General features: G+C 71.0%; 17 protein-coding genes and 1 pseudogene. 7 read left to right on the top strand and 11 right to left on the bottom strand.

Translation table 11 applies throughout. The annotated features are described in order from the left end of the window. The 3 genes and pseudogenes from OO63_RS45750 to OO63_RS35715 all read left to right on the top strand — a co-directional run. A partial coding sequence (locus OO63_RS45750; RefSeq protein WP_211271478.1) for a hypothetical protein occupies positions 1-306 on the top strand: 306 nt, incomplete at its 5' end. Between the two features lie 365 nt (positions 307-671). Further along, positions 672-1,673, top strand: a pseudogene (locus tag OO63_RS35720) (C40 family peptidase); the annotation flags it as partial. A 584-nt stretch (positions 1,674-2,257) separates the two neighbouring features. Beyond that, on the top strand, positions 2,258-2,962 hold the full coding sequence (locus OO63_RS35715; RefSeq protein WP_030362259.1) for a phosphatase PAP2 family protein: 705 nt from the start codon (positions 2,258-2,260) through the stop codon (positions 2,960-2,962). Positions 2,963-2,993: 31 nt separating this feature from the next. Here OO63_RS35715 and OO63_RS35710 read toward each other — a convergent pair whose 3' ends face one another. Both OO63_RS35710 and OO63_RS46170 read right to left on the bottom strand, forming a co-directional pair. Beyond that, entirely contained in the window at positions 2,994-4,580 is a 1,587-nt protein-coding gene (locus OO63_RS35710) for an FAD-binding oxidoreductase (protein ID WP_030362258.1), read from the bottom strand. A gap of 120 nt (positions 4,581-4,700) precedes the next feature. Further along, on the bottom strand, positions 4,701-4,859 hold the full coding sequence (locus tag OO63_RS46170) for a hypothetical protein (protein WP_169786654.1): 159 nt from the start codon (positions 4,857-4,859) through the stop codon (positions 4,701-4,703). Positions 4,860-4,980: 121 nt separating this feature from the next. Between OO63_RS46170 and OO63_RS35705 the strand changes: the two genes are divergently transcribed. Then, positions 4,981-5,805 carry an SCO4651 family lipoprotein gene (locus tag OO63_RS35705; RefSeq protein ID WP_030362257.1) on the top strand — a complete coding sequence of 275 codons (825 nt, stop codon included), beginning with the start codon at positions 4,981-4,983 and terminating at the stop codon, positions 5,803-5,805. Positions 5,806-5,923: 118 nt separating this feature from the next. Next, the gene (locus tag OO63_RS35700; protein ID WP_051811497.1) at positions 5,924-6,112 is read left to right on the top strand and encodes a hypothetical protein; all 189 of its coding nucleotides are present in this window, start codon (positions 5,924-5,926) and stop codon (positions 6,110-6,112) included. A 120-nt stretch (positions 6,113-6,232) separates the two neighbouring features. Here the strand turns inward: OO63_RS35700 and OO63_RS35695 are convergent, their stop codons facing one another. Further along, positions 6,233-6,601: a metal-sensitive transcriptional regulator gene (locus OO63_RS35695; protein ID WP_030362255.1), complete on the bottom strand. Its 369-nt coding sequence runs from the start codon at positions 6,599-6,601 to the stop codon at positions 6,233-6,235. Positions 6,602-6,768: 167 nt separating this feature from the next. Between OO63_RS35695 and OO63_RS35690 the strand changes: the two genes are divergently transcribed. Together OO63_RS35690 and OO63_RS35685 are read left to right on the top strand one after the other, a co-directional pair. Continuing rightward, positions 6,769-7,389, top strand: coding sequence for a DUF47 domain-containing protein (locus OO63_RS35690; protein WP_030362254.1), 621 nt, complete (start codon positions 6,769-6,771; stop codon positions 7,387-7,389). 9 nt (positions 7,390-7,398) lie between these two features. Continuing rightward, positions 7,399-8,397, top strand: coding sequence for an inorganic phosphate transporter (locus OO63_RS35685; RefSeq protein ID WP_030362253.1), 999 nt, complete (start codon positions 7,399-7,401; stop codon positions 8,395-8,397). A gap of 89 nt (positions 8,398-8,486) precedes the next feature. Here the strand turns inward: OO63_RS35685 and OO63_RS35680 are convergent, their stop codons facing one another. The 8 genes from OO63_RS35680 to OO63_RS35645 all read right to left on the bottom strand — a co-directional run bounded on the left by OO63_RS35680 (position 8,487) and on the right by OO63_RS35645 (position 18,867). Continuing rightward, on the bottom strand, positions 8,487-9,923 hold the full coding sequence (locus tag OO63_RS35680) for an FG-GAP-like repeat-containing protein (protein ID WP_030362252.1): 1,437 nt from the start codon (positions 9,921-9,923) through the stop codon (positions 8,487-8,489). Between the two features lie 249 nt (positions 9,924-10,172). Further along, positions 10,173-10,949: a phosphate ABC transporter ATP-binding protein PstB gene (pstB, locus tag OO63_RS35675; RefSeq protein ID WP_030362251.1), complete on the bottom strand. Its 777-nt coding sequence runs from the start codon at positions 10,947-10,949 to the stop codon at positions 10,173-10,175. 74 nt (positions 10,950-11,023) lie between these two features. Beyond that, positions 11,024-12,103 (bottom strand): phosphate ABC transporter permease PstA, encoded by a 1,080-nt coding sequence (gene pstA, locus OO63_RS35670; RefSeq protein ID WP_030362250.1) that lies wholly within the window; start codon positions 12,101-12,103, stop codon positions 11,024-11,026. Continuing rightward, positions 12,100-13,125, bottom strand: coding sequence for a phosphate ABC transporter permease subunit PstC (pstC, locus tag OO63_RS35665; protein ID WP_030362249.1), 1,026 nt, complete (start codon positions 13,123-13,125; stop codon positions 12,100-12,102). Before pstC ends, pstA begins: the two co-directional genes overlap by 4 nt. A 105-nt stretch (positions 13,126-13,230) precedes the next feature. Further along, on the bottom strand, positions 13,231-14,352 hold the full coding sequence (gene pstS, locus OO63_RS35660) for a phosphate ABC transporter substrate-binding protein PstS (RefSeq protein ID WP_030362248.1): 1,122 nt from the start codon (positions 14,350-14,352) through the stop codon (positions 13,231-13,233). Between the two features lie 351 nt (positions 14,353-14,703). Further along, positions 14,704-15,132 (bottom strand): NUDIX hydrolase, encoded by a 429-nt coding sequence (locus OO63_RS35655; RefSeq protein ID WP_030362247.1) that lies wholly within the window; start codon positions 15,130-15,132, stop codon positions 14,704-14,706. Then, complete coding sequence (locus OO63_RS35650) at positions 15,129-16,484, bottom strand: CHAD domain-containing protein (RefSeq protein ID WP_030362246.1); 1,356 nt, start codon at positions 16,482-16,484, stop codon at positions 15,129-15,131. Before OO63_RS35650 ends, OO63_RS35655 begins: the two co-directional genes overlap by 4 nt. Continuing rightward, positions 16,465-18,867: an RNA degradosome polyphosphate kinase gene (locus OO63_RS35645; protein WP_397622166.1), complete on the bottom strand. Its 2,403-nt coding sequence runs from the start codon at positions 18,865-18,867 to the stop codon at positions 16,465-16,467. The genes OO63_RS35650 and OO63_RS35645 overlap by 20 nt, the downstream gene beginning before the upstream one ends. Positions 18,868-18,895 lie beyond the last annotated feature (28 nt).

Genomic DNA, 18,895 nt, shown 5'->3' with positions numbered 1-18,895 from the left:
GGCGCAGGTGTGACGGGTGTGGCGGGCGGCGCAGGCTGGGCGGACTGTGCGGAGGTGAAGGGCGGCGCCGGTGCGGCGGGCTGCGCGGGCGGGTGCGGTGCGGCGGGCGGAGCCGATGGCTCGGGCGCGAAGGGCGGGGTCTGCGCGGCCGAGGGCTCGGGTGCGACGGGTGCCGCGGGCGTGACGGGTGCGGTGGGCGTGGCGGGTGCCGCAGGTGCGGCGGGCGTGGCCGATGGCGCGGGCGGCGCGGGCGTGGCCGGGGGTGGGCCGAAGCTGCCCTCGGGCTCGTCGGGGCGGCGGTCCTGAGGCTCGTCGGGACGACGGTCCCCGGTCTCGTCAGGACGGCGGTCCTGGGGCTCGCCTCTGGGCTCGTCACGAGGTCCATCGGTTGCCAACGTCGGCTCCCCCTAGCCGTAGGGCGCACACCTCGATCACGGGTGTGCGCACGGGCCGACGCTCCCCATCCCCACAGGGTCGACCCAACTCCCCTACATTCCGCCAAAGTTGGCGCTGCGTCAATCGCCCGTCACGGGCGGTTTCCGCTCCGGCGCGCGCCGGAGCGGGCCGTCTGCGGGTGTCGGCCACGCCGTACGTCGGTCGACCCCCTCGGCGAGGTCCCCGCCTCTACACTGAGGCCGGGCGGATTCCCGGTGGTGGAAGGGCGGTTGACGGTGCGTAAGACGTGGCTGCTCGCAGGTGTCGCGTTCAGTGGGTCCGTGGGGTTCATGGGGCTGCTCGTCGTCGGGACCTTCGTCGCGGCGGGGAGTCTGGCCGAGCAGTCGGGTGGTGGGGGGAACGTCGGGCTTGCCAAGGGGGCCGTGCCCGCCTCGTACCAGCCGCTGGTGCAGAAGTGGGGGAACCTCTGCAAGGCCATCAACCCGGCCCTGCTCGCCGCCCAGCTGTACCAGGAGAGCGGGTTCAACCCGCGCGCGCAGAGCCCGGCGGCGGCGCAGGGGATAGCGCAGTTCATCCCCGGCACCTGGGCCTCGCACGGGCTCGACGGCGACGGCGACGGCGACCGGGACGTGTGGGACCCCGAGGACGCCATCCCGTCCGCGGCCTCGTACGACTGCAAGCTCGCCAAGTACGTGAAGGACGCGCCGGGCGACCCGACGAAGAACATGCTCGCCGCGTACAACGCGGGTGCCTACGCCGTGATCAAGTACGGCGGGGTGCCCCCCTACACGGAGACGCAGAACTACGTCAAGATCATCACGACCCTGGAGAAGAGTTTCGCCCGGCCCATCGACCGCGTGAATCCCTCGCAGCAGGCGGCGGGCGCCATCTACTACGCGCAGAAGAAGCTCGGCACCGAGTACCTGTGGGGCGGCAACGGAACCGCCGGCCAGGGCGGCCGGTTCGACTGCTCCGGCCTCACCCTGGCCGCGTACCGCAGTGTCGGGATCACCCTGCCGCGCGTGGCCAACGACCAGTACAACGCCGGGCCGCACCCCAAGCGCGAGGAGCTGCTCCCCGGTGACCTGGTGTTCTTCTCGGACGACCTGACCGACTCGCGTGCCATCCGGCACGTGGGGATCTATGTCGGCGGCGGCTACATGATCGACGCCCCCCGGCCCGGCGCGGTGATCCGCTTCGACCCGGTCGATACGCCGGACTACTTCGGAGCCACGCGAGTCACCAAAGATGGCGCAAAAGCGCTCCCCGAGAAGCCGGTGGAGAAGCTCGTGGAGCGGCCCGGAGGGAAGCCCGGGAAGTCTGAGAAGCCGGGGGAGAAGGAGGAGGGTCCGGCCGAGGAGTCGGAGCGGCCCGGGGGGTCGGGAGTGGATCCCGAAGGTGATCCCGCCGAGGAGCCTTCCGGTTCGCCCTCGGGAGGGCCCGCGGCCCGTCCCTCCGGGCGGCCTTCGGACGGGGGCGTCGAGGTCTGACCGGGACCCGCGGCACCGCTCGATCCGGTGCTCGCGGAGGGCACTCCGAAGCGGAGCGGAGGGCGCGCGCACGGCGCGCACGGCGCCCGAGCTGGCTTGAACCCTCCGTTGAAGCAGCCCCCTGAGCTGCGGCGATGAATCTCTCTTCGATAACGTCTGAGTGATCTTTCGGTGGAGAGTGGAACGTATGGAAGGGGACCAGGCGTTCCCTTGTCTGGTACGGCACGTACGCGAAGAACAGCGCCATGGACGACGCGAAGGCAGCGCGGGGAGCACTGAACCAGCGGCACGACTGCACTGACCACGGGGGTTGATGGAAGGGCGCACGACCACGTGCGCTCGCGAGTGAGAAGACAAGGGGCCGCAGCATCATGGCTGGACTCGATGATTCCGGGTCGAACCCCGACGTCAGCCTGCTCTACGACATCAACGGCCTGGCCGAGGACGCCCCCGGCTGGCTCGCGCGGACCATGGAGTTCGTCGGTGAGTACGGACTCCTGCTCGCCCTGGTCCTGCTCGTCGTGTGGTGCTGGTGGGGTGCCCGCCGCCGCCCGGTCCTCGACGACGCGGCCTCGTCCGTCGCCGCCGTCGTGTGGGCGCCGCTCGCCGCCGGGATCGCCGTCCTGGTGAACGTGCCGATAAGAGGCTTCGTGGAACGCCCGCGCCCCTTCGTGGACCACCAGGGTCTCGAAGTCCTCGTCGACGGCAAGACCGACTACTCCTTCGTGAGCGACCACGCGACGCTCGCCATGGCCATCGGCGTCGGCCTCTTCGTCGCCAACCGCAAGTTCGGCGTCGCCGGGATCGCGCTCGCCGTCGCCGAGGGCTTCTGCCGGGTCTTCATGGGCGTGCACTACCCCACCGACGTGGTCGGCGGGTTCGCGCTCGGCACGGCGGTCGCGCTGCTCCTCTCGCCGCTCGCCATGGCCCTGCTCACCCCCGTCACCAAGGCCGTCGCCCGCTCCGGGAAGGCCTCCCGGCTGGTGTGGCGCGGCTCCGGCGAGGTCGAGCCGGTCGCCGCCCTGGCCGAGCAGGAGGCGGCGCCGGGGTCCGACGAGCGGGACCTGGCGGCCTAGGACCTGTCCGATGGGTCGACTCCCGCGACGGCTACAGGGCCTGCGGGAACGAGAAGAACCGCGTCGGGTCGTACGTCTTCTTCAGCTTCTTCAGGCGCGGCGCCGCCTGCCCGTAGTACGCCTCCCGCCAGTTGGTGAGCGTCGGGTCCGCGTAGTTCTGGTACGCCGCCCCGGACGCGTACCGCCGCATCCCGGAGTGGGCCGTGTTCAGCCAGGACTGGGCGGTGCTCCCCGAGGTGCCCGCGCGCCAGGACACGATGTACTGGGCGAGCATCCGCGAGCGGCGGTGGACGAACGCCGTGGCCGTCGGGTCGACGCGGTTGATGGCGCCGCCGAGCGCGGTCAGGGCGATGCTGCCCGCGGTGCCGCGCTCGCCGCGCACGCCCTCGATCTGGTGGAGCAGCGCACGGATGCCCGCGGCGGACAGGGAGCGGTCGAAGAAGTCCGAGCGGGCCGCGTACGTCTCCCGGCCGAGCGCGCCGCTCGGCGTGCGGCCCGGCGTCGAGCCCGGCAGATGGCACTGGGCGTCCGAGGCGAACGACGAGCAGCCCGCGTACACCTCCATCGCCTGCTCGTAGGTGCGCCGCTTCAGCGAGACGCTGCGCGCCGGTGAGCCCACCTTGTCGGCGAGGCGGTCGACGGCGTTCTGCAGCGAGCCGTACGTGCCGAGGGAGAACGCGGCGACGGAGATGGTGGGCGTGCCGCCCGGCACCGCCGCGAGGTGCGCGGAGGACCAGATCTCGTCCGGCTGCGAGGGCCCCCACTCCTGCCAGGCCTTGAGGACGGCGGCGGCCTTCGACCAGGGCCAGGTCAGATACGCGGAGACGGCCTGCGGGGCGGGGTGGGTGCGGAAGGTCAGCTCGGTGACGATGCCGAACTGGCCGTTGCCCGCGCCGCGCAGCGCCCAGAAGAGGTCCTTGTTCTCGCTCTTGCTGGCCCTTATTTGCTTTCCGTCCGCCGTGACGAGGGTCGCGCCGGTGAGGCTGTCGCAGGTCAGGCCGTAGGCGCGGGAGACCACGCCGTGGCCGCCGCCGAGGGTGAGGCCGCTGATGCCGACGGTGGGGCAGGAGCCCGCGGGGATGGTGACGCCCTTCGCGGCGAGCGCGCGGTAGACGTCGATGAGCTTGGCGCCGCCGCCGATGGTGGCGGTGGTGCCGCTGGAGCGGACGCGGTTCAGCTTGGAGACGTCGATGACGAGGCGGCCGGTGCCGGAGGACCAACCGGCGTACGAGTGGCCGCCGTTGCGGATGGACACGGGGGTGTCGTGGGCGCGGGCGTAGGCCAGGGTGGTGCGGATGTCGTCGACGCCCGCGACATAGGCGACGGCGGTCGGCTTCAGGTGGTCGAAGCGGGTGTTGTAGAGCTGGCGGGCGGTGGCCCAGGCGGCCTCGTTCGGGCGGACCAGGGTGCCGTCCAGGTCCCGGGCGAGGGCGGCGAGGCTGGCCGGGGCGGACGCCGCGGCCGTCTTGATCGGCGTGGTGCCGGTGCCGGTGCGCGTCGTCCGCGTCGTGGCGGTGCCGCTCGCCCCGCCGCCGGAGTCCGCGCCGCTGGTGCAGGCGGCGGTGGTGGCCGCCGCGAGCGCGGCGGTCGTCGTTCCGAGGAACGTACGTCGTTGCATGAGGCCCTCCCGTTGCTTCCCGCACAACGAGACGGTGCGGGCGCTTCGGGGGTTCCCGTCGGCGGCCGCCGTGAACGTTCCTGTCGCGGACGCCTCTTGCCCGGGGGCGTCCCGGGCGGGCTACACCGCCTGCGCCAGGTGATCCGCCGCGTCCGTGCGGGCCCTGCTGCGCGCTCTTCGGGCCGGGCCCCGCCAGCCGCAGGTGCACCGGGCGGCGCAGAACGGGCCGTTCTCGACGGTGGAGGTCCGGTGCGGTTCCGGAGGTCGCTGCTCAGCCACGCGACCACGGTACGCCCGTCGGGTGAACCCGCTCCCGCGTGACGACCCCTCGGACCGGTCGTTAAGCGAAACGGCAAGGGCCGGGCGGCCGACGCGGGAAAGGCTGGGGGTCGGCGGGGCGATGGGGCAGCAGCGCGGGCACAGGAGCAGAGCGGCCGCGGCGGGCGCGGCGGCGCTGATGGCGCTGGGTACGGCGTGCGCCGGTGGCGGGGCCGTTGCCAGCGACGACCCGGCGGCGGCCGACCCCGTCGGCACCGTGCGCGCCGCCCCCGACTCCCTGGTGCGCGCCGGGAGTTCCAAGGCGCGCACCGCCATGGAGATGGCCAGTGGTGGCACCCGCGTGACCGTCACGGGCCGGGGCGGGTACGACTTCCGGCGCCGCGTCGGCCGCCTCGACGTCGTCCTTCCGCAGGACCCCGCGGGCAGCCCGGCCGGGCGCAGGCCGCCGGTCACCGAACTGCTCGCGGGCGGCGACCTGTACATGAAGAACCGGGGCGCGGGCGTGCCCGCCGACAAGTGGGTGCACATCGAGACGGCGTCCCTGTCCGACGGGAACCTCGTCACCGGCGGCGCCACCGACCCGTTCGCCGCCGCCGAACTCCTGCGCGGCGCGGGCGAGGTGACGTATGTGGAGCGGACCAGGATCGGCGGCGTCGACGTGCGGCACTACCGCGGTGTGGTGGACCTGGCCCGGGCCGTGCGGACGGCCTCGAAGGAGCACAGGACCGCGCTGCGGACCGCGGTGGAGAAAGGGTTCAGCAAATCCGGGGTGCCGTTCGACGCCTACCTCGACGGGCGCGGGCGGCTGCGTGAGGTGCGCCACCGCTTCCGGGTCGCGGACGCGACGGTGGTGTCGACGACCTCGCTGTACGGGTACGGGGCGCCGGTGCGGGTGCGGCTCCCCGCGGCCGGTGACATCTTCACCGGGAAGATCGCCGAGCGCTGAGCCGTTGCACGGGTGAGGGGTGGAATATGGTCCGTCCGTGCCATGCGCGGTGCGTGGGCCGCTCCCTACTCTAGGAAGCCGATACCGGCACGAGTCTGGTCAGGAAGAGGTGGTGGACGTGGCCCCGATGGGCGGAACGGCAGTTCAGGACCACGTTGCCCTCGCCGAGATCGAGCTGTGCGGAGACCTGATCATCGCGGCGTCCGCCGCGCGCGGTGAGCGGCTCAGCGCCGACCGGATCGACGAGGTGCTCAAGGTCTCCGACGGGGTGGACGGTGGGGTGGGCCGGGACGAATCCCGGCCGTAGGCCCGGTTGCCGTGTCCGCCGCTGCGCGGCGGATTTCCCCCACCCGCCCGCCCTCATTGCCTGCTGCGGGCGGCCGCGCCCGAGCCGAGGTGCCCGGCGCGGGCGCCACCCCGCGTCACCTCAGGTGCGCAGCATCCTCGCGATCGCCTTCGTCGCCTCTTCCACCTTCGCGTCGATCTCGTCGCCGCCCTTGACCGCCGCGTCCGCGACGCAGTGGCGCAGATGTTCCTCCAGGAGCTGCAGGGCGAAGGACTGCAGGGCCTTCGTGCCGGCGGAGACCTGCGTGAGTATGTCGATGCAGTAGACGTCCTCCTCGACCATCCGCTGCAGGCCCCTGATCTGGCCCTCGATGCGGCGCAGCCGCTTGAGGTGCTCGTCCTTCTGCTTGTGGTAGCCGTGCGTCTGGTGGACCTCGCCCGTCGCCGCCGCCTGGTCCTCGCCGGAGGGCGCTTCGGTCGTGGCCGCCGCGGCTGCCTCTGTGGTCGTCATCGCGTCCTCCTGTGCATACCCCTGGTGGGTATAGGGTAGCCGATTCCTCGGGTGGTGTGCTGATCACTGTGCCTGATGGGCGACACTGGGGTCCGGCCGGTTAGCCGTGGCCGGATGATGCGCCTAGCATCAGCCTGACCGCATCCAGAGCATCCCGAGGACCCCACGTGCGATTTCGTCTGACCCCCAGGGAGACGAGCTTCTACGACATGTTCGCCGCATCCGCGGACAACATCGTCACAGGCTCCAAGCTCCTGATGGAACTGCTCGGGGCCGATCCTTCGGCCCGGGCCGAGATCGCAGAGCGTATGCGGGCCGCGGAACACGCGGGGGACGACGCGACGCATGCGATCTTCCACCAGCTGAACTCCTCGTTCATCACGCCGTTCGACCGCGAGGACATCTACTCCCTCGCGTCCTCGCTCGACGACATCATGGACTTCATGGAGGAGGCCGTCGACCTGGTCGTCCTCTACCAGGTGGAGGAGCTCCCCAAGGGCGTGGAGCAGCAGATCGAGGTGCTCGCCCGCGCCGCCGAGCTGACGGCCGAGGCCATGCCGCACCTGCGCACCATGGACAACCTCACCGAATACTGGATCGAGGTCAACCGCCTGGAGAACCAGGCCGACCAGATCCACCGCAAGCTGCTCGCCCACCTCTTCAACGGCAAGTACGACGCCATCGAGGTGCTGAAGCTCAAGCAGATCGTCGATGTGCTGGAAGAGGCGGCCGACGCGTTCGAGCACGTCGCCAACACCGTGGAGACCATCGCGGTCAAGGAGTCCTGAGGCACCTCCATGGACACCTTCGCGTTGGTCGTGACCATTGGCGTCGCGCTCGGTTTCACGTACACGAATGGCTTTCACGACTCCGCGAACGCCATCGCCACCTCCGTCTCCACGCGTGCCCTTACGCCACGCGCGGCGCTCGCCATGGCCGCGGTCATGAATCTCGCCGGTGCCTTCCTCGGCAGCGGCATCGCCAAGACCGTCAGCGAGGGTCTGATCGAGACGCCGCACGGCACCAAGGGGATGTGGATCCTCTTCGCCGGTCTGGTCGGCGCCATCGTCTGGAACCTGATCACCTGGTACTACGGCCTGCCCTCCTCCTCGTCGCACGCGCTGTTCGGCGGTCTGGTGGGCGCGGCGCTCGCGGGCGGCATCGGGGTGATCTGGTCCGGGGTCGTCGAGAAGATCGTCATCCCGATGTTCCTGTCACCCCTGGTCGGTCTGCTGGTCGGCTATCTGGTGATGTGCGCGATCATGTGGATGTTCCGCAAGTCCAACCCGCACAAGGCCAAGCGCGGCTTCCGGATCGCGCAGACCGTCTCGGCGGCCGGCATGGCGCTCGGCCACGGCCTCCAGGACGCCCAGAAGACCATGGGCATCGTGGTGATGGCCCTGGTCATCGCCGATGTCGAGGACGCGGGCGACCCGATCCCGATCTGGGTCAAGATCTCCTGTGCGGTGATGCTGTCCCTCGGTACGTACGCCGGTGGCTGGCGCATCATGCGCACCCTCGGCCGCAAGATCATCGAGCTGGACCCGCCGCAGGGCTTCGCCGCGGAGACCACGGGCGCGGGGATCATGTTCACCACCGCGTTCATGTTCCACGCGCCGATCTCGACCACCCACGTCATCACGTCCGCGATCATGGGCGTCGGTGCGACCAAGCGGGTGAACGCGGTGCGCTGGGGCGTCGCCAAGAACATCATCCTGGGCTGGTTCATCACGATGCCCGCCGCGGCGCTGGTCGCGGCGCTGAGCTTCTGGATCGTGAATCTGGCGTTCCTGTAGGGGCGCGGATGCGGGAGTGCCCCGGTCCGGATCGTGGTGATCCGGGCCGGGGGCACTCGTGTGTACGGGGCTGTTCTCCGCGTACGTCCCTACTTCGCGAAGTACTCGCCGAAGTGGGCGGAGCCGTAGCCGCCGCCGAGGTTGAAGCTCTTGGCGCCGGTGCCGGTCATGCCGCTCGCGTCGGTCTGGAGCTGCCAGGTGCGGCCCACCCAGGTGTCCTCTCCGTTGCCGCCCACGTAGACCTCGGGGGTGCCGTTCTTGTCGCCGTCGACGACGGCGACGGCCTCACCGAAGTGGTCCGACTTCTCCGAGGTGCTGGGGATGCCCTTGGAGTTCTGCGTGAGGACCTTGGCGCCCTCGGTGGTCACGCCGGTCTTGCTGCCGCGCAGCATGGTGACCGAGCCGGACACGGCCGTGGCCGGGTCCGTGGCGGACTCCCAGGACGCGCCGACCACGATGTCGCCGTAGCCGTCCTTGTCCAGGTCGCCGATGGTCACGTCGGTGCCCCAGCGGTCGCCCTTCTCGTTGACGCCGGGGACACCCGGGCTGTCCTGGTCGTAGACGCGGGCGGGCAGGGTCTTGCTCACGCCGTCCGGGCCGCCGTACGTGACGGAGATGCCGCCGTAGTTCTTGACGTCGGACGCCTGCGGGGTGCCGACGAAGTCCTGGTAGCCGTCGCCGTTGAGGTCGCCGAAGGTGCCGGTGTGGCGGGAGTCGAGCGTGCCGCCGGGGACCAGGCCGTCGCGGGTGCCCTTCAGGACGCGGGCCTCGGATTCCCAGTAGGGCCTGCGGATGGAGCCCGTGACCACCACGTCGTCGATGCCGTCGCCGGTCATGTCGCCGATCTCGGCGCCGCCGAGGGAGTACCCGTCCTCGGCCGCGGTGTCCTTGAAGGCGATGTCGGCCGGCTTGCCGGTGGTCCGGCTGATGGGGCCGTACATCATGCCCAGGCCCCACTTGGACTCGCCCTCCCACGGGCCGACCTGGGCGCCGCCGACGATGTCGGCCTTGCCGTCGCCGTTGATGTCGCCGATGCCGTGCCAGGCCGTGCGGAAGGCGGGGGACTCCGTGGAGGTGCCGTCGCCGCCGACGGCCTGGGTGCCGCCGGAGATGCCGTCCTTGCCGCCCCACAGCACGAGCATGTCGCCGCTGTCGCTGACCAGCACGTCGTCGTAGCCGTCGTCGTCGAGGTCGCCGTAGTCGGCCTTGATGCCCCAGCCGTAGCTCGTCTCCTTGGGCTCGCCCGGGACGCCGGGGGTGGCCCGGCTGATCAGCTGCTGCTTGTCGTGCTTCAGGCCCTCGGCGGAGCCGTAGACGATCGAGACGAGCCCGGCCCGCTTGAGGCCGTCGATCTTGGCGCTGGGCGCGCCGATGGCCAGGTCCGGATAGCCGTCGCCGTTGAAGTCGGCGGCGGGCTTGACGGCGGCGGGCTTCGCGGGTGCCGCGGGGGCGGCCTGGGCCGGGGCGGTGATGCTCAGCAGGGCCGCGGCGCAGGCCGCGGCTGTGAGGTAGGTGGTGCTGCGCAAGAGAGGGTCCCCCCAGGGTGTGTGCCGGGCCGGGAACGGATTCCGGCCAGGTCCTGATGCCGAAGTTGACCAACGGGGGGCGCGGATAGTTGTGGTGACGCCGAAGACGGGAGAGGTGGAAAGGGCGGCTGGGGCCGGACGGGAAAGTGATACGGGCCCGCCCCCCGGGAGCCAGGGGGCGGGCCCTTTTCGTCCCTGCGGTGGCACCGCCATGCAGCACCGCGGGGAGTTCTGTCCGGCCGGTGAGGTCTAGCCGAAGCGGCCGGAGATGTAGTCCTCGGTGGCCTGGACCGACGGGTTGGAGAAGATGCGCTCCGTCTCGTCGATCTCGATGAGCTTGCCGGGCTGGCCGACCGCCGCGAGGTTGAAGAAGGCCGTGCGGTCCGAGACGCGCGCCGCCTGCTGCATGTTGTGCGTCACGATGACGATCGTGAAGCGCTCCTTCAGCTCGCCGATCAGGTCCTCGATGGCGAGGGTGGAGATCGGGTCGAGCGCCGAGCACGGCTCGTCCATCAGGAGCACCTGCGGCTCCACGGCGATGGCGCGGGCGATGCACAGACGCTGCTGCTGGCCGCCGGAGAGGCCGGAGCCGGGCTTGTTCAGACGGTCCTTGACCTCGTTCCAGAGGTTGGCGCCCTTGAGGGACTTCTCGACGACGTCGTTCAGCTCGCTCTTCTTGTACGAGCCGTTGAGCTTCAGGCCCGCCGCGACGTTGTCGTAGATCGACATGGTCGGGAAGGGGTTGGGGCGCTGGAAGACCATGCCGATGGTGCGGCGCACGTTCACCGGGTCCACGCCGGAGCCGTACAGGTCGTCGCCGTCGAGGAGCACCTTGCCGTCGACGCGGCCGCCGGGGGTGACCTCGTGCATGCGGTTCAGGGTGCGCAGGAACGTGGACTTGCCGCAGCCGGACGGGCCGATGAAGGCCGTCACGGAGCGCGGCTCCACGGTCATGGAGATGTCTTCGATCGCCTTGTGGGAACCGTAGTAGGCGTTGAGGCCCGATACGTCGATTCGCTTGGCCATGGAGATCACTGCTTCTTTCGAAAGTCTGCTGTCGGTCGCTGGACGGCCCCACTCGGCGGAGCCGATGGGTCGCCTCAGCGACCGGTCTTCGGGGCCTTCCAGCGGGCGATGCCGCGGGCCACGAGGTTGAGGATCATGATGAAGGCGATCAGGGCGAGCGCCGCTGCCCAGGCACGGTCGTAACCGGCGTTCGTGCCGGACGCGTACTGCTGGTAGATGTACAGCGGCAGCGAGCCCTGCGGTCCGTTGAACGGGTCCGTGTTGATGAACGGGTTCGTCCAGACCAGGAGCAGGACGGGCGCGGTCTCGCCCGCGATGCGGGCGACGGCCAGCATGACGCCGGTCGTGATGCCGCCGATCGCGGTGGGCAGGACCACCTTCAGGATGGTGCGCCACTTCGGTACGCCGAGGGCGAGCGATGCCTCGCGCAGCTCGTTCGGGACGAGCTTCAGCATCTCCTCGGTGGAGCGGACGACCACCGGCATCATCAGGATCGACAGCGCCATGGCGCCGGCCCAGCCGGAGAAGTCGAAGCCCAGGATCAGGATCCAGAAGCTGAGGACGAACAGACCGGCGACGATGGACGGGATGCCCGTCATCACGTCGACGAAGAAGGTGACGGCCTTGGCGAGCTTGCCCCGTCCGTACTCGACGAGGTAGATCGCGGTGAGCAGGCCGATCGGCACGGCGATCAGGCAGGCGAGGCCGACCTGCTCCAGGGTGCCGATGATCGCGTGATAGATGCCGCCGCCGGGCTCGTCGTCGGCGACGACGCCCATCGAGTGGCTCAGGAAGTACCCGTCGAAGACCTTCGTGCCGCGCTGGACGGTCTCGAAGATGAGCGAGGCCAGCGGCACGACGGCCAGCAGGAACATGACCCACACCAGCGAGGTGGCCAGGCGGTCCTTGGCCTGCCGGGTGCCTTCGACGGACGCCGCGAGGAAGTACGAGACGCCGACGAACAGGATCGCCGAGATGAGGCCCCACTGGAGGCGGGAGCTGAGGTCGGCCGCGAGGCCGATGCCGCTGCCCACGGCGAGGGAGCCGACGGCGATGACGTAGGGCGCCCAGCGGGGCAGGCGCGCCCGCTGCAGCTCGGACGGGGCGGGCTTGCCGCCGGGGGTACCGGTGGGCTTGACGGTCGTGGTGCTCATGCGTTGGCCCCCGAGTACTCCTTGCGGCGGGCGATGATGAGCCGGGCCGCGCCGTTGACAAGGAGAGTGATGACGAAGAGGACGAGACCGGAGGCGATGAGGGCGTCCCGGCCGTACTCGCTGGCCTCACTGAACTTGCTGGCGATGTTCTGCGCGAACGTGCCGCCGCCGTAGTCGAGCACGGAGGCCTGGATCACGAAGGTCGGGGAGAGCACGGTGGCCACGGCGATCGTCTCGCCGAGCGCGCGGCCGAGGCCCAGCATCGAGGCGGAGATGATGCCGGAGCGGCCGAAGGGGAGCACCGACATGCGGATGACCTCCCAGCGCGTGGCGCCGAGGGCCAGCGCGGCCTCCTCGTGCATCTTCGGGACCTGGAGGAAGACCTCGCGGCTCACGTTGGTGATGATCGGCAGGATCATGATCGCGAGCAGGATGCCGACGGTCATGAGGGAGCGCGGGGCGCCGCCCTGGTACTCGAAGATGCCGGTCCAGCCGAAGTAGTCGTCGAGCCAGCTGTAGAGCCCGGTGAGGTTCGGGGCGACCACGAGGGCGCCCCACAGGCCGTACACGATCGAGGGCACGGCGGCCAGGAGGTCGATCACGAAGGCGATGGGGGCGGCGAGCCTGCGCGGCGCGTAGTGCGAGATGAACAGCGCGATGCCGATGGCCACGGGTACGGCGATCACGAGCGCGATGATCGAGCTCACGATGGTGCCGAAGACCAGGACGGCGATGCCGAAGTAGGGCTTGCCGTCGTGCAGGGCGCCCGCGGGGTCCCACTCGAAGGTGGTGAGGAAGCTGCCCTCGTTGTCCGCGAGCGCGATCGACGCGCGGTAGGCGAGGAAGGCCGCGACGGCGGCCATGATCAGCAGCAGCGTGATGCCGGAGCCCCGGGAGAGCGCGAGGAAGATCCGGTCACCGGGTCGGGTGGCGCCGCGCGCGGCGCGCTTCTGCTCGGTGGTCGTCGGCTTGGCGTCCTCGACGTGCGAGGGCGGGGGAGGGGTGTCGGTAGGTATGTCCATGGGGTTCTCCGGTCTGCGGAGCCGGCCGCGCGGTCGGCGCGGGTGGCTCCTGGCGGCGGTGCACCGGACGGCGCGGCCCGCCGGGGAGGCGGGCCGCGCTCAGGTTCAGCTCAGGCCCTTGACGGTCTCTCGGACCTTGGTGATGATCTCGGTCGGCATCGGGGCGTACGCCTCGTCCTTCAGGACGGACTGGCCGTCCTCGCTGGCGATGTAGTTCAGGAAGGACTTCGTGGTCTCGAGGGTGTCCTTCTTGTTGTTCTTCTCGCAGACGATCTCGTACGTGACGAGGATGATCGGGTACGCGCCCTCGGCCGTGGGCTTGTAGTTCAGCTCCATGGCGAGGTCCTTGCCCTTGCCGACGACCTTGGCCTCGGAGATGGCCTTGGAAGCGTTGTCGACGGTGGCCTTGACCGGCTCCTTGGCGTCCGTCTTGATGTCGACGGTCTTGATGCCCTCGGTGGCGTACGACAGCTCCATGTAGGAGATGGCGCCCTCGGTCTGCTTCACCTGCTGGGCGACGCCGGAGGAACCGCTCGCGGACTGGCCGCCCTTGGCCGCCCAGACCTTCGCGGGCTCGTGCGGCCACGCGGAGGGCGCGGCGCCCTTCAGGTACTTGGTGAAGTTGTCCGTGGTGCCGGACTCGTCGGAGCGGTGGAAGGCCTGGATCTTGGTGCCGGGGAGCTTGGCGTCGGGGTTGAGCTTCTCGATCGCCTTGTCGTCCCAGGTCTTGATCTTGTCGTTGAAGATGTCGGCGATGGTCTTCGCGTCCAGGGTGAGGCTGTCGACGCCCGGGACGTTGAAGGCGACCGCGATCGGGCCGCCGACCATCGGCAGGTCGATGGCCTGGCTGCCCTTGCAGACCTTCTTGGACTCGGCGATCTCCTCGGGCTTCAGGGCCGAGTCGGAGCCCGCGAAGGCGGTCTGGCCCTGGAGGAAGGAGGTGATGCCGGCGCCGGAGCCGTCCGGCTTGTACTGCAGCTGCACGTCCTTGCAGGCCGCGCGGTACTGCTTGACCCAGGCGTCGATCGCGCCCTTCTGCGCGGACGAGCCGGAGGCCATGAGCTGGCCCTTGGCGCCGTCGCAATCGATGTTGCTGTTGGCGTTGGTCTTCTTGCCGCCGTTGCTGCTGCCGTCGTCGTCCGAGCCGCACGCCGTGAGGGCCAGGGCGCCGGAGACGGCGAGAGCACCGAGGGTGAGGGCCCGCCGGTTCATGCGCTGAAGCTTCACTGTCGGGAGTTCCTTCCGGGAGCCGCCGGGCGGCGGCGTGCGAGGTCTGTACGAGTGGCCGTAGGTGGCCGTGGGTTCTGGCACGGGCTGCCCGGGCGGTCTGTGCGATCGCGCCACGCATCACGTAGGGCCGAAATTAGGCAGATCAGGTGAAGTGACCGATGGCCGTAAATGAACGCGCGGTGAACCTACGCGGACGTTGTGGTTAGGTCACGGTCGTATTACGTCGCCGTGGGCACGGCGAGGCGGCGGCACCCCGTGGGCGGGATGCCGCCGACCAGCACGGCGTGACCGCACGCGTCCGACCGGGCACCCGCAGTCTCCGGCGCCCGCCCGGTGCCCACACCTCGGTCAGGACTCGTCCACCGGGTGCAGCGTGGTGAGCAGGGCGTCCAGGAGCTCGCGGTCGTGTATCTGGGTGAGGCGGTCGCGGGCCTCGGCAGGGGGGAGCCAGCGGAGGCGGTCGACCTCGCGGTTGGGGGTGAAGTGGCCGTCGGTGGCCTCGGCGGCCCAGTAGTGGACCACCTTGGGGCGGCCGCCGGTGCGGTAGTGGACCGTGGGCAGGGGCGGGCCCGGGACGCAGCCGTGGCCGGTTTCCTCCCCCACCTCGCGCACGGCGCCCGCCAGCGGGGACTCGCCCGGCTTCAGCTTGCCCTTGGGGTGCGACCAGTCGTCGTACTTCGGCCGGTGCACCACGCAGATCTCCAGGCCGCCCGGTACCGCCGCGCGGCGCCACAGCACGCAGCCCGCCGCGCGGATCAGGTCCGGCGGCCCCGTCATGGCGCCGTGACCGCCTCACGGAGCCAGGCCTGCTGGAAGGCGAACCTCGCCGCCTCCACCTCGTGGCGCTGGTCGGCGTGCAGCACGCCGAGGGCGTACGCGGTGGCCGGGGCGATGCGGGGGGTGCGGGCCGCCGACGCGGCGGCCGCCGCCGCGTCCGAGGCCTCGCGGTGCAGGTCGAGGGCCTGGCCCGCCTGGAGGATGCGGGGGTCGACGGGGGCCCCGCCGAGGAGGACCTCCTGGGCGTAGCGGTGCAGGCGCAGCAGGGAGCGGACCTGCAGCCAGGGGGCGTCCTGGGCCTCCGGCGCGGTCTCCGCGGCGAGGCCGTGGACCAGGGCCTCCGCGTTGTACGGGTGGCCCGCCCTGAGCAGGGGGAGGTCGGCGACCGCCTCCGCCAGGTGCTGTTCGGCCGTCGCGGCCAGGGGTTTGAGGTCGGCGTCCGGGGCGGCGCGCAGGGGGACCTCGCTGGCGAGGACGGCCACGTTGTCCGCCACCGCGTGGAAGCGGGAGGAGCCGAAGGCCTGGAGCGCGGCGGAGTGGGCCCGGGTGCGGGCCAGGGTGAGCTGGCGCTCCAGGAGGGCCGCGGCCTTGGCGGCGCCTATGGCGAGGGGGCCTGTGGGTTTCTTGGCGGGGCCCGAGCCGGGGGCTTGCGCGGGGAGGCCGGACTGGCGGGACCTGGACGTGTCGGCACCGTCGGCCTGGGGCCCCGCCCACCCTCCGCCGTTCTCGGCTTCGCCCGAGCGCGGCGACCCCCATCGCCCCGCGGAGCGCCTGCCCACGGCACCGGCGGCAGCAGGAGCGGCGGGCGCCGTGCTCCTTGGGCCGCCGCCCGCAGCACCCGCGGCACCCGCAGCACCCGCAGAACCCGCAGCACCCGCGCCGACGGCGCCACCCCCGCCACCCACGAGCCCCCCACCCTGCTGTTCCGTGAGCTGTGAAGGGTGGGTGGGTGGGGGAAAGCCGCCGCGCAGCGGCGGGGCCGCCGGGCTCGGCAGGGGCGCGGGGGTCGGTGGCGGTGGCGTCGACAGGCGGTGCAGGGCGCCCAACAACCGCTCGAGCCGCGCGGCGTACGCGTGCTCGCGGGCCAGCGTGCCGGAGAGCCAGGCAAGCTCCGGCCGCAGCGACTCCGTCCACTCCGGGTCCAGGAGGGGCCGGAAGGTGTGCAGCGTGGCGCCGACCCTGCGGGAGGCGCGCCGCAGGGCCCGCGCCGCCTCCAGGGACTCCTCGGCGCCGGCCGCGTCCGTCGAGGACTCGCGGTGCAGCCGCAGGGAGCGGAGGAAGTCGGTCGCCTGGTCCTGCAGGTAGACCGACAGCGTCTCGCCCGCCGTCATCTCATGGTGTTGCTGTGCCACGCCGGCGCCTCCGGGCGTCTATGAGCATCTCCTGTACGTTCCGCAGGGGCTGGCCGTCCGGGTCCGTGGCATGCCGCGTCCAGTTGCCGTCCGCCCCCAGGTGCCACGAGGCCGTGGTGTCCGACATGCCGGTCTCCAGGAGCCGGTTCAGGGTCGCCCGGTGCGCCGGGGCCATCACCCTGACCAGCGCCTCGATACGGCGGTCGAGGTTGCGGTGCATCATGTCGGCGCTGCCGATCCACACCTCCGGCTCGCCCCCGTTGCCGAAGGCGAAGATCCGGGAGTGCTCCAGGAAGCGGCCGAGCACGGAGCGCACGCGTATGTTCTCGGACAGGCCCGCGACCCCGGGCCGTACCGCGCAGATCCCCCGCACCCACACGTCCACCGTCACCCCGGCCTGCGAGGCGCGGTACAGCGCGTCGATGACGGCCTCGTCCACGATCGAGTTGACCTTGATGCGGACGTAGGCGGGGCGGCCCGCGCGGTGGTGCTGGATCTCCCGGTTGACGCGGGTGATCAGGCCGTCGCGCAGGGACTTGGGGGCGACGAGCAGCCGCCGGTAGGTCTCGCGGCGTGAGTAGCCCGAGAGCCGGTTGAAGAGGTCGGAGAGGTCGGCGCCGACTTCCTGGTTGGCGGTGAGCAGCCCCAGGTCCTCGTAGAGGCGGGCGGTCTTGGGGTGGTAGTTGCCGGTGCCCACGTGGGAGTACCGGACAAGGTTGTCACCCTCCTGCCGGACCACGAGCGACAGCTTGCAGTGGGTCTTCAGGCCGACCAGGCCGTACACGACGTGGCAGCCGGCCTCCTCCAGCTTGCGGGCCCACTTGATGTTGGCCTGCTCGTCGAAGCGGGCCTTCAGCTCGACCAGGACGAGGACCTGCTTGCCGGACTCGGCGGCGTCGATGAGCGCGTCCACTATCGGGGAGTCGCCCGAGGTGCGGTACAGCGTCTGCTTGATGGCGAGGACGTTGTCGTCGGCGGCGGCCTGTTCCAGGAAGGCCTGCACGGACGTGGAGAACGAGTCGTACGGGTGGTGCAGGAGCACGTCGTGGTCGCCGCGCAGGGCCGCGAAGATGTCGGGCGCCTGCGCCGACTCGACCTCGGCGAGGTCGCGGTGGGTGCCCGCGACGAACTTCGGGTACTTCAGCTCGGGCCGGTCCAGGCCCGCGATGGAGAACAGTCCTGTGAGGTCGAGGGGGCCCGGCAGCGGGTGCACCTCGGACTCGCCGATCTTCAGCTCCCGCATCAGCAGGTCGAGCACCTTGCGGTCGATGGACTCCTCGACCTCCAGGCGCACCGGCGGCCCGAAGCGGCGCCGCATCAGTTCCTTCTCCAGGGCCTTGAGGAGGTTCTCGGCGTCGTCCTCCTCGACCTCCAGGTCCTCGTTCCTGGTGAGGCGGAACATGTGGTGCTGCTTGATGTTCATGCCCGGGAACAGTTCCTGGAGGTGCTTGGGCGCGGCGATGACGTCCTCGATGGGGACGTAGCGCTGCGGAGAGGCCTCCAGGAAGCGGGACAGGAGCGGCGGGACCTTGACGCGCGCGAAGTGCTCGTGGCCCGTGACCGGGTTCTCGATCACCACGGCGAGGTTCAGGGAGAGACCCGAGATGTACGGGAAGGGGTGCGCGGGGTCCACGGCCAGGGGAGTGAGGACCGGGAAGATCCGGTGCATGAAGAGGGTGTAGAGCCGGGACTGCTCCTTGTCGGTGAGCTCGTTCCAGCGCACCACGTGGATGCCCTCGTCGGCGAGCGCCGGGGCGACCTCTTCCTGGTAGCAGGCGGCGTGCCGGGCCATGAGCTCGCGGGAGCGGGACCAGATCAGCTCAAGGACCTCGCGGGGCTGCAGGCCCGAGGCCGAACGGGTGGCGACGCCGGTCGCGATGCGCCGCTTCAGGCCGGCCACCCGGACCATGAAGAACTCGTCCAGGTTCGAGGCGAAGATCGCGAGGAAGTTCGCCCGTTCCAGGAGTGGGGTGTTCGGGTCCTCGGCGAGTTCGAGGACGCGTTCGTTGAAGGCGAGCCAGCTGCGCTCCCGGTCCAGGAAGCGGCCCTGCGGCAGCTCCGCGCCGCCGTACCCGGCCTGGGCGTCCTCGTCGTACCCGTCGAGGTCGGCGTCGATGTCGGGGTCCAGGTCGGAGACCGTGGCCGCGATGGTGTGCGGCCGGTGGGCGGCGAGGGAGCCGACGGACGGCTGCGCGTGGCGCACTCCGATGTCGGCGCGGTCGTCGGCGTGCTGGTTGTCGGACTGCGCGGTGGGCTCGCTCATGCGCCCATTGTTCCGCGTGGTGCCCGCTCCGGGCGCGCCGAAGGCCTCGGGCGTGAGACGGGCCCGGCCGTTCGGGCGCGCTCCGTCCTGCGCGGGTTCGGGCACGGTGGGGGGCTGCATTGGCTGAGCGTCGCAAGGCTGTCTGAAT

This window comes from Streptomyces alboflavus, from assembly GCF_000716675.1.
In the GTDB taxonomy this organism is placed as follows: Bacteria; Actinomycetota; Actinomycetes; order Streptomycetales; family Streptomycetaceae; genus Streptomyces; species Streptomyces alboflavus.
Note: the sequence above shows the minus strand (reverse complement) of the source record. Positions and strands in the feature narration are given on the sequence as shown.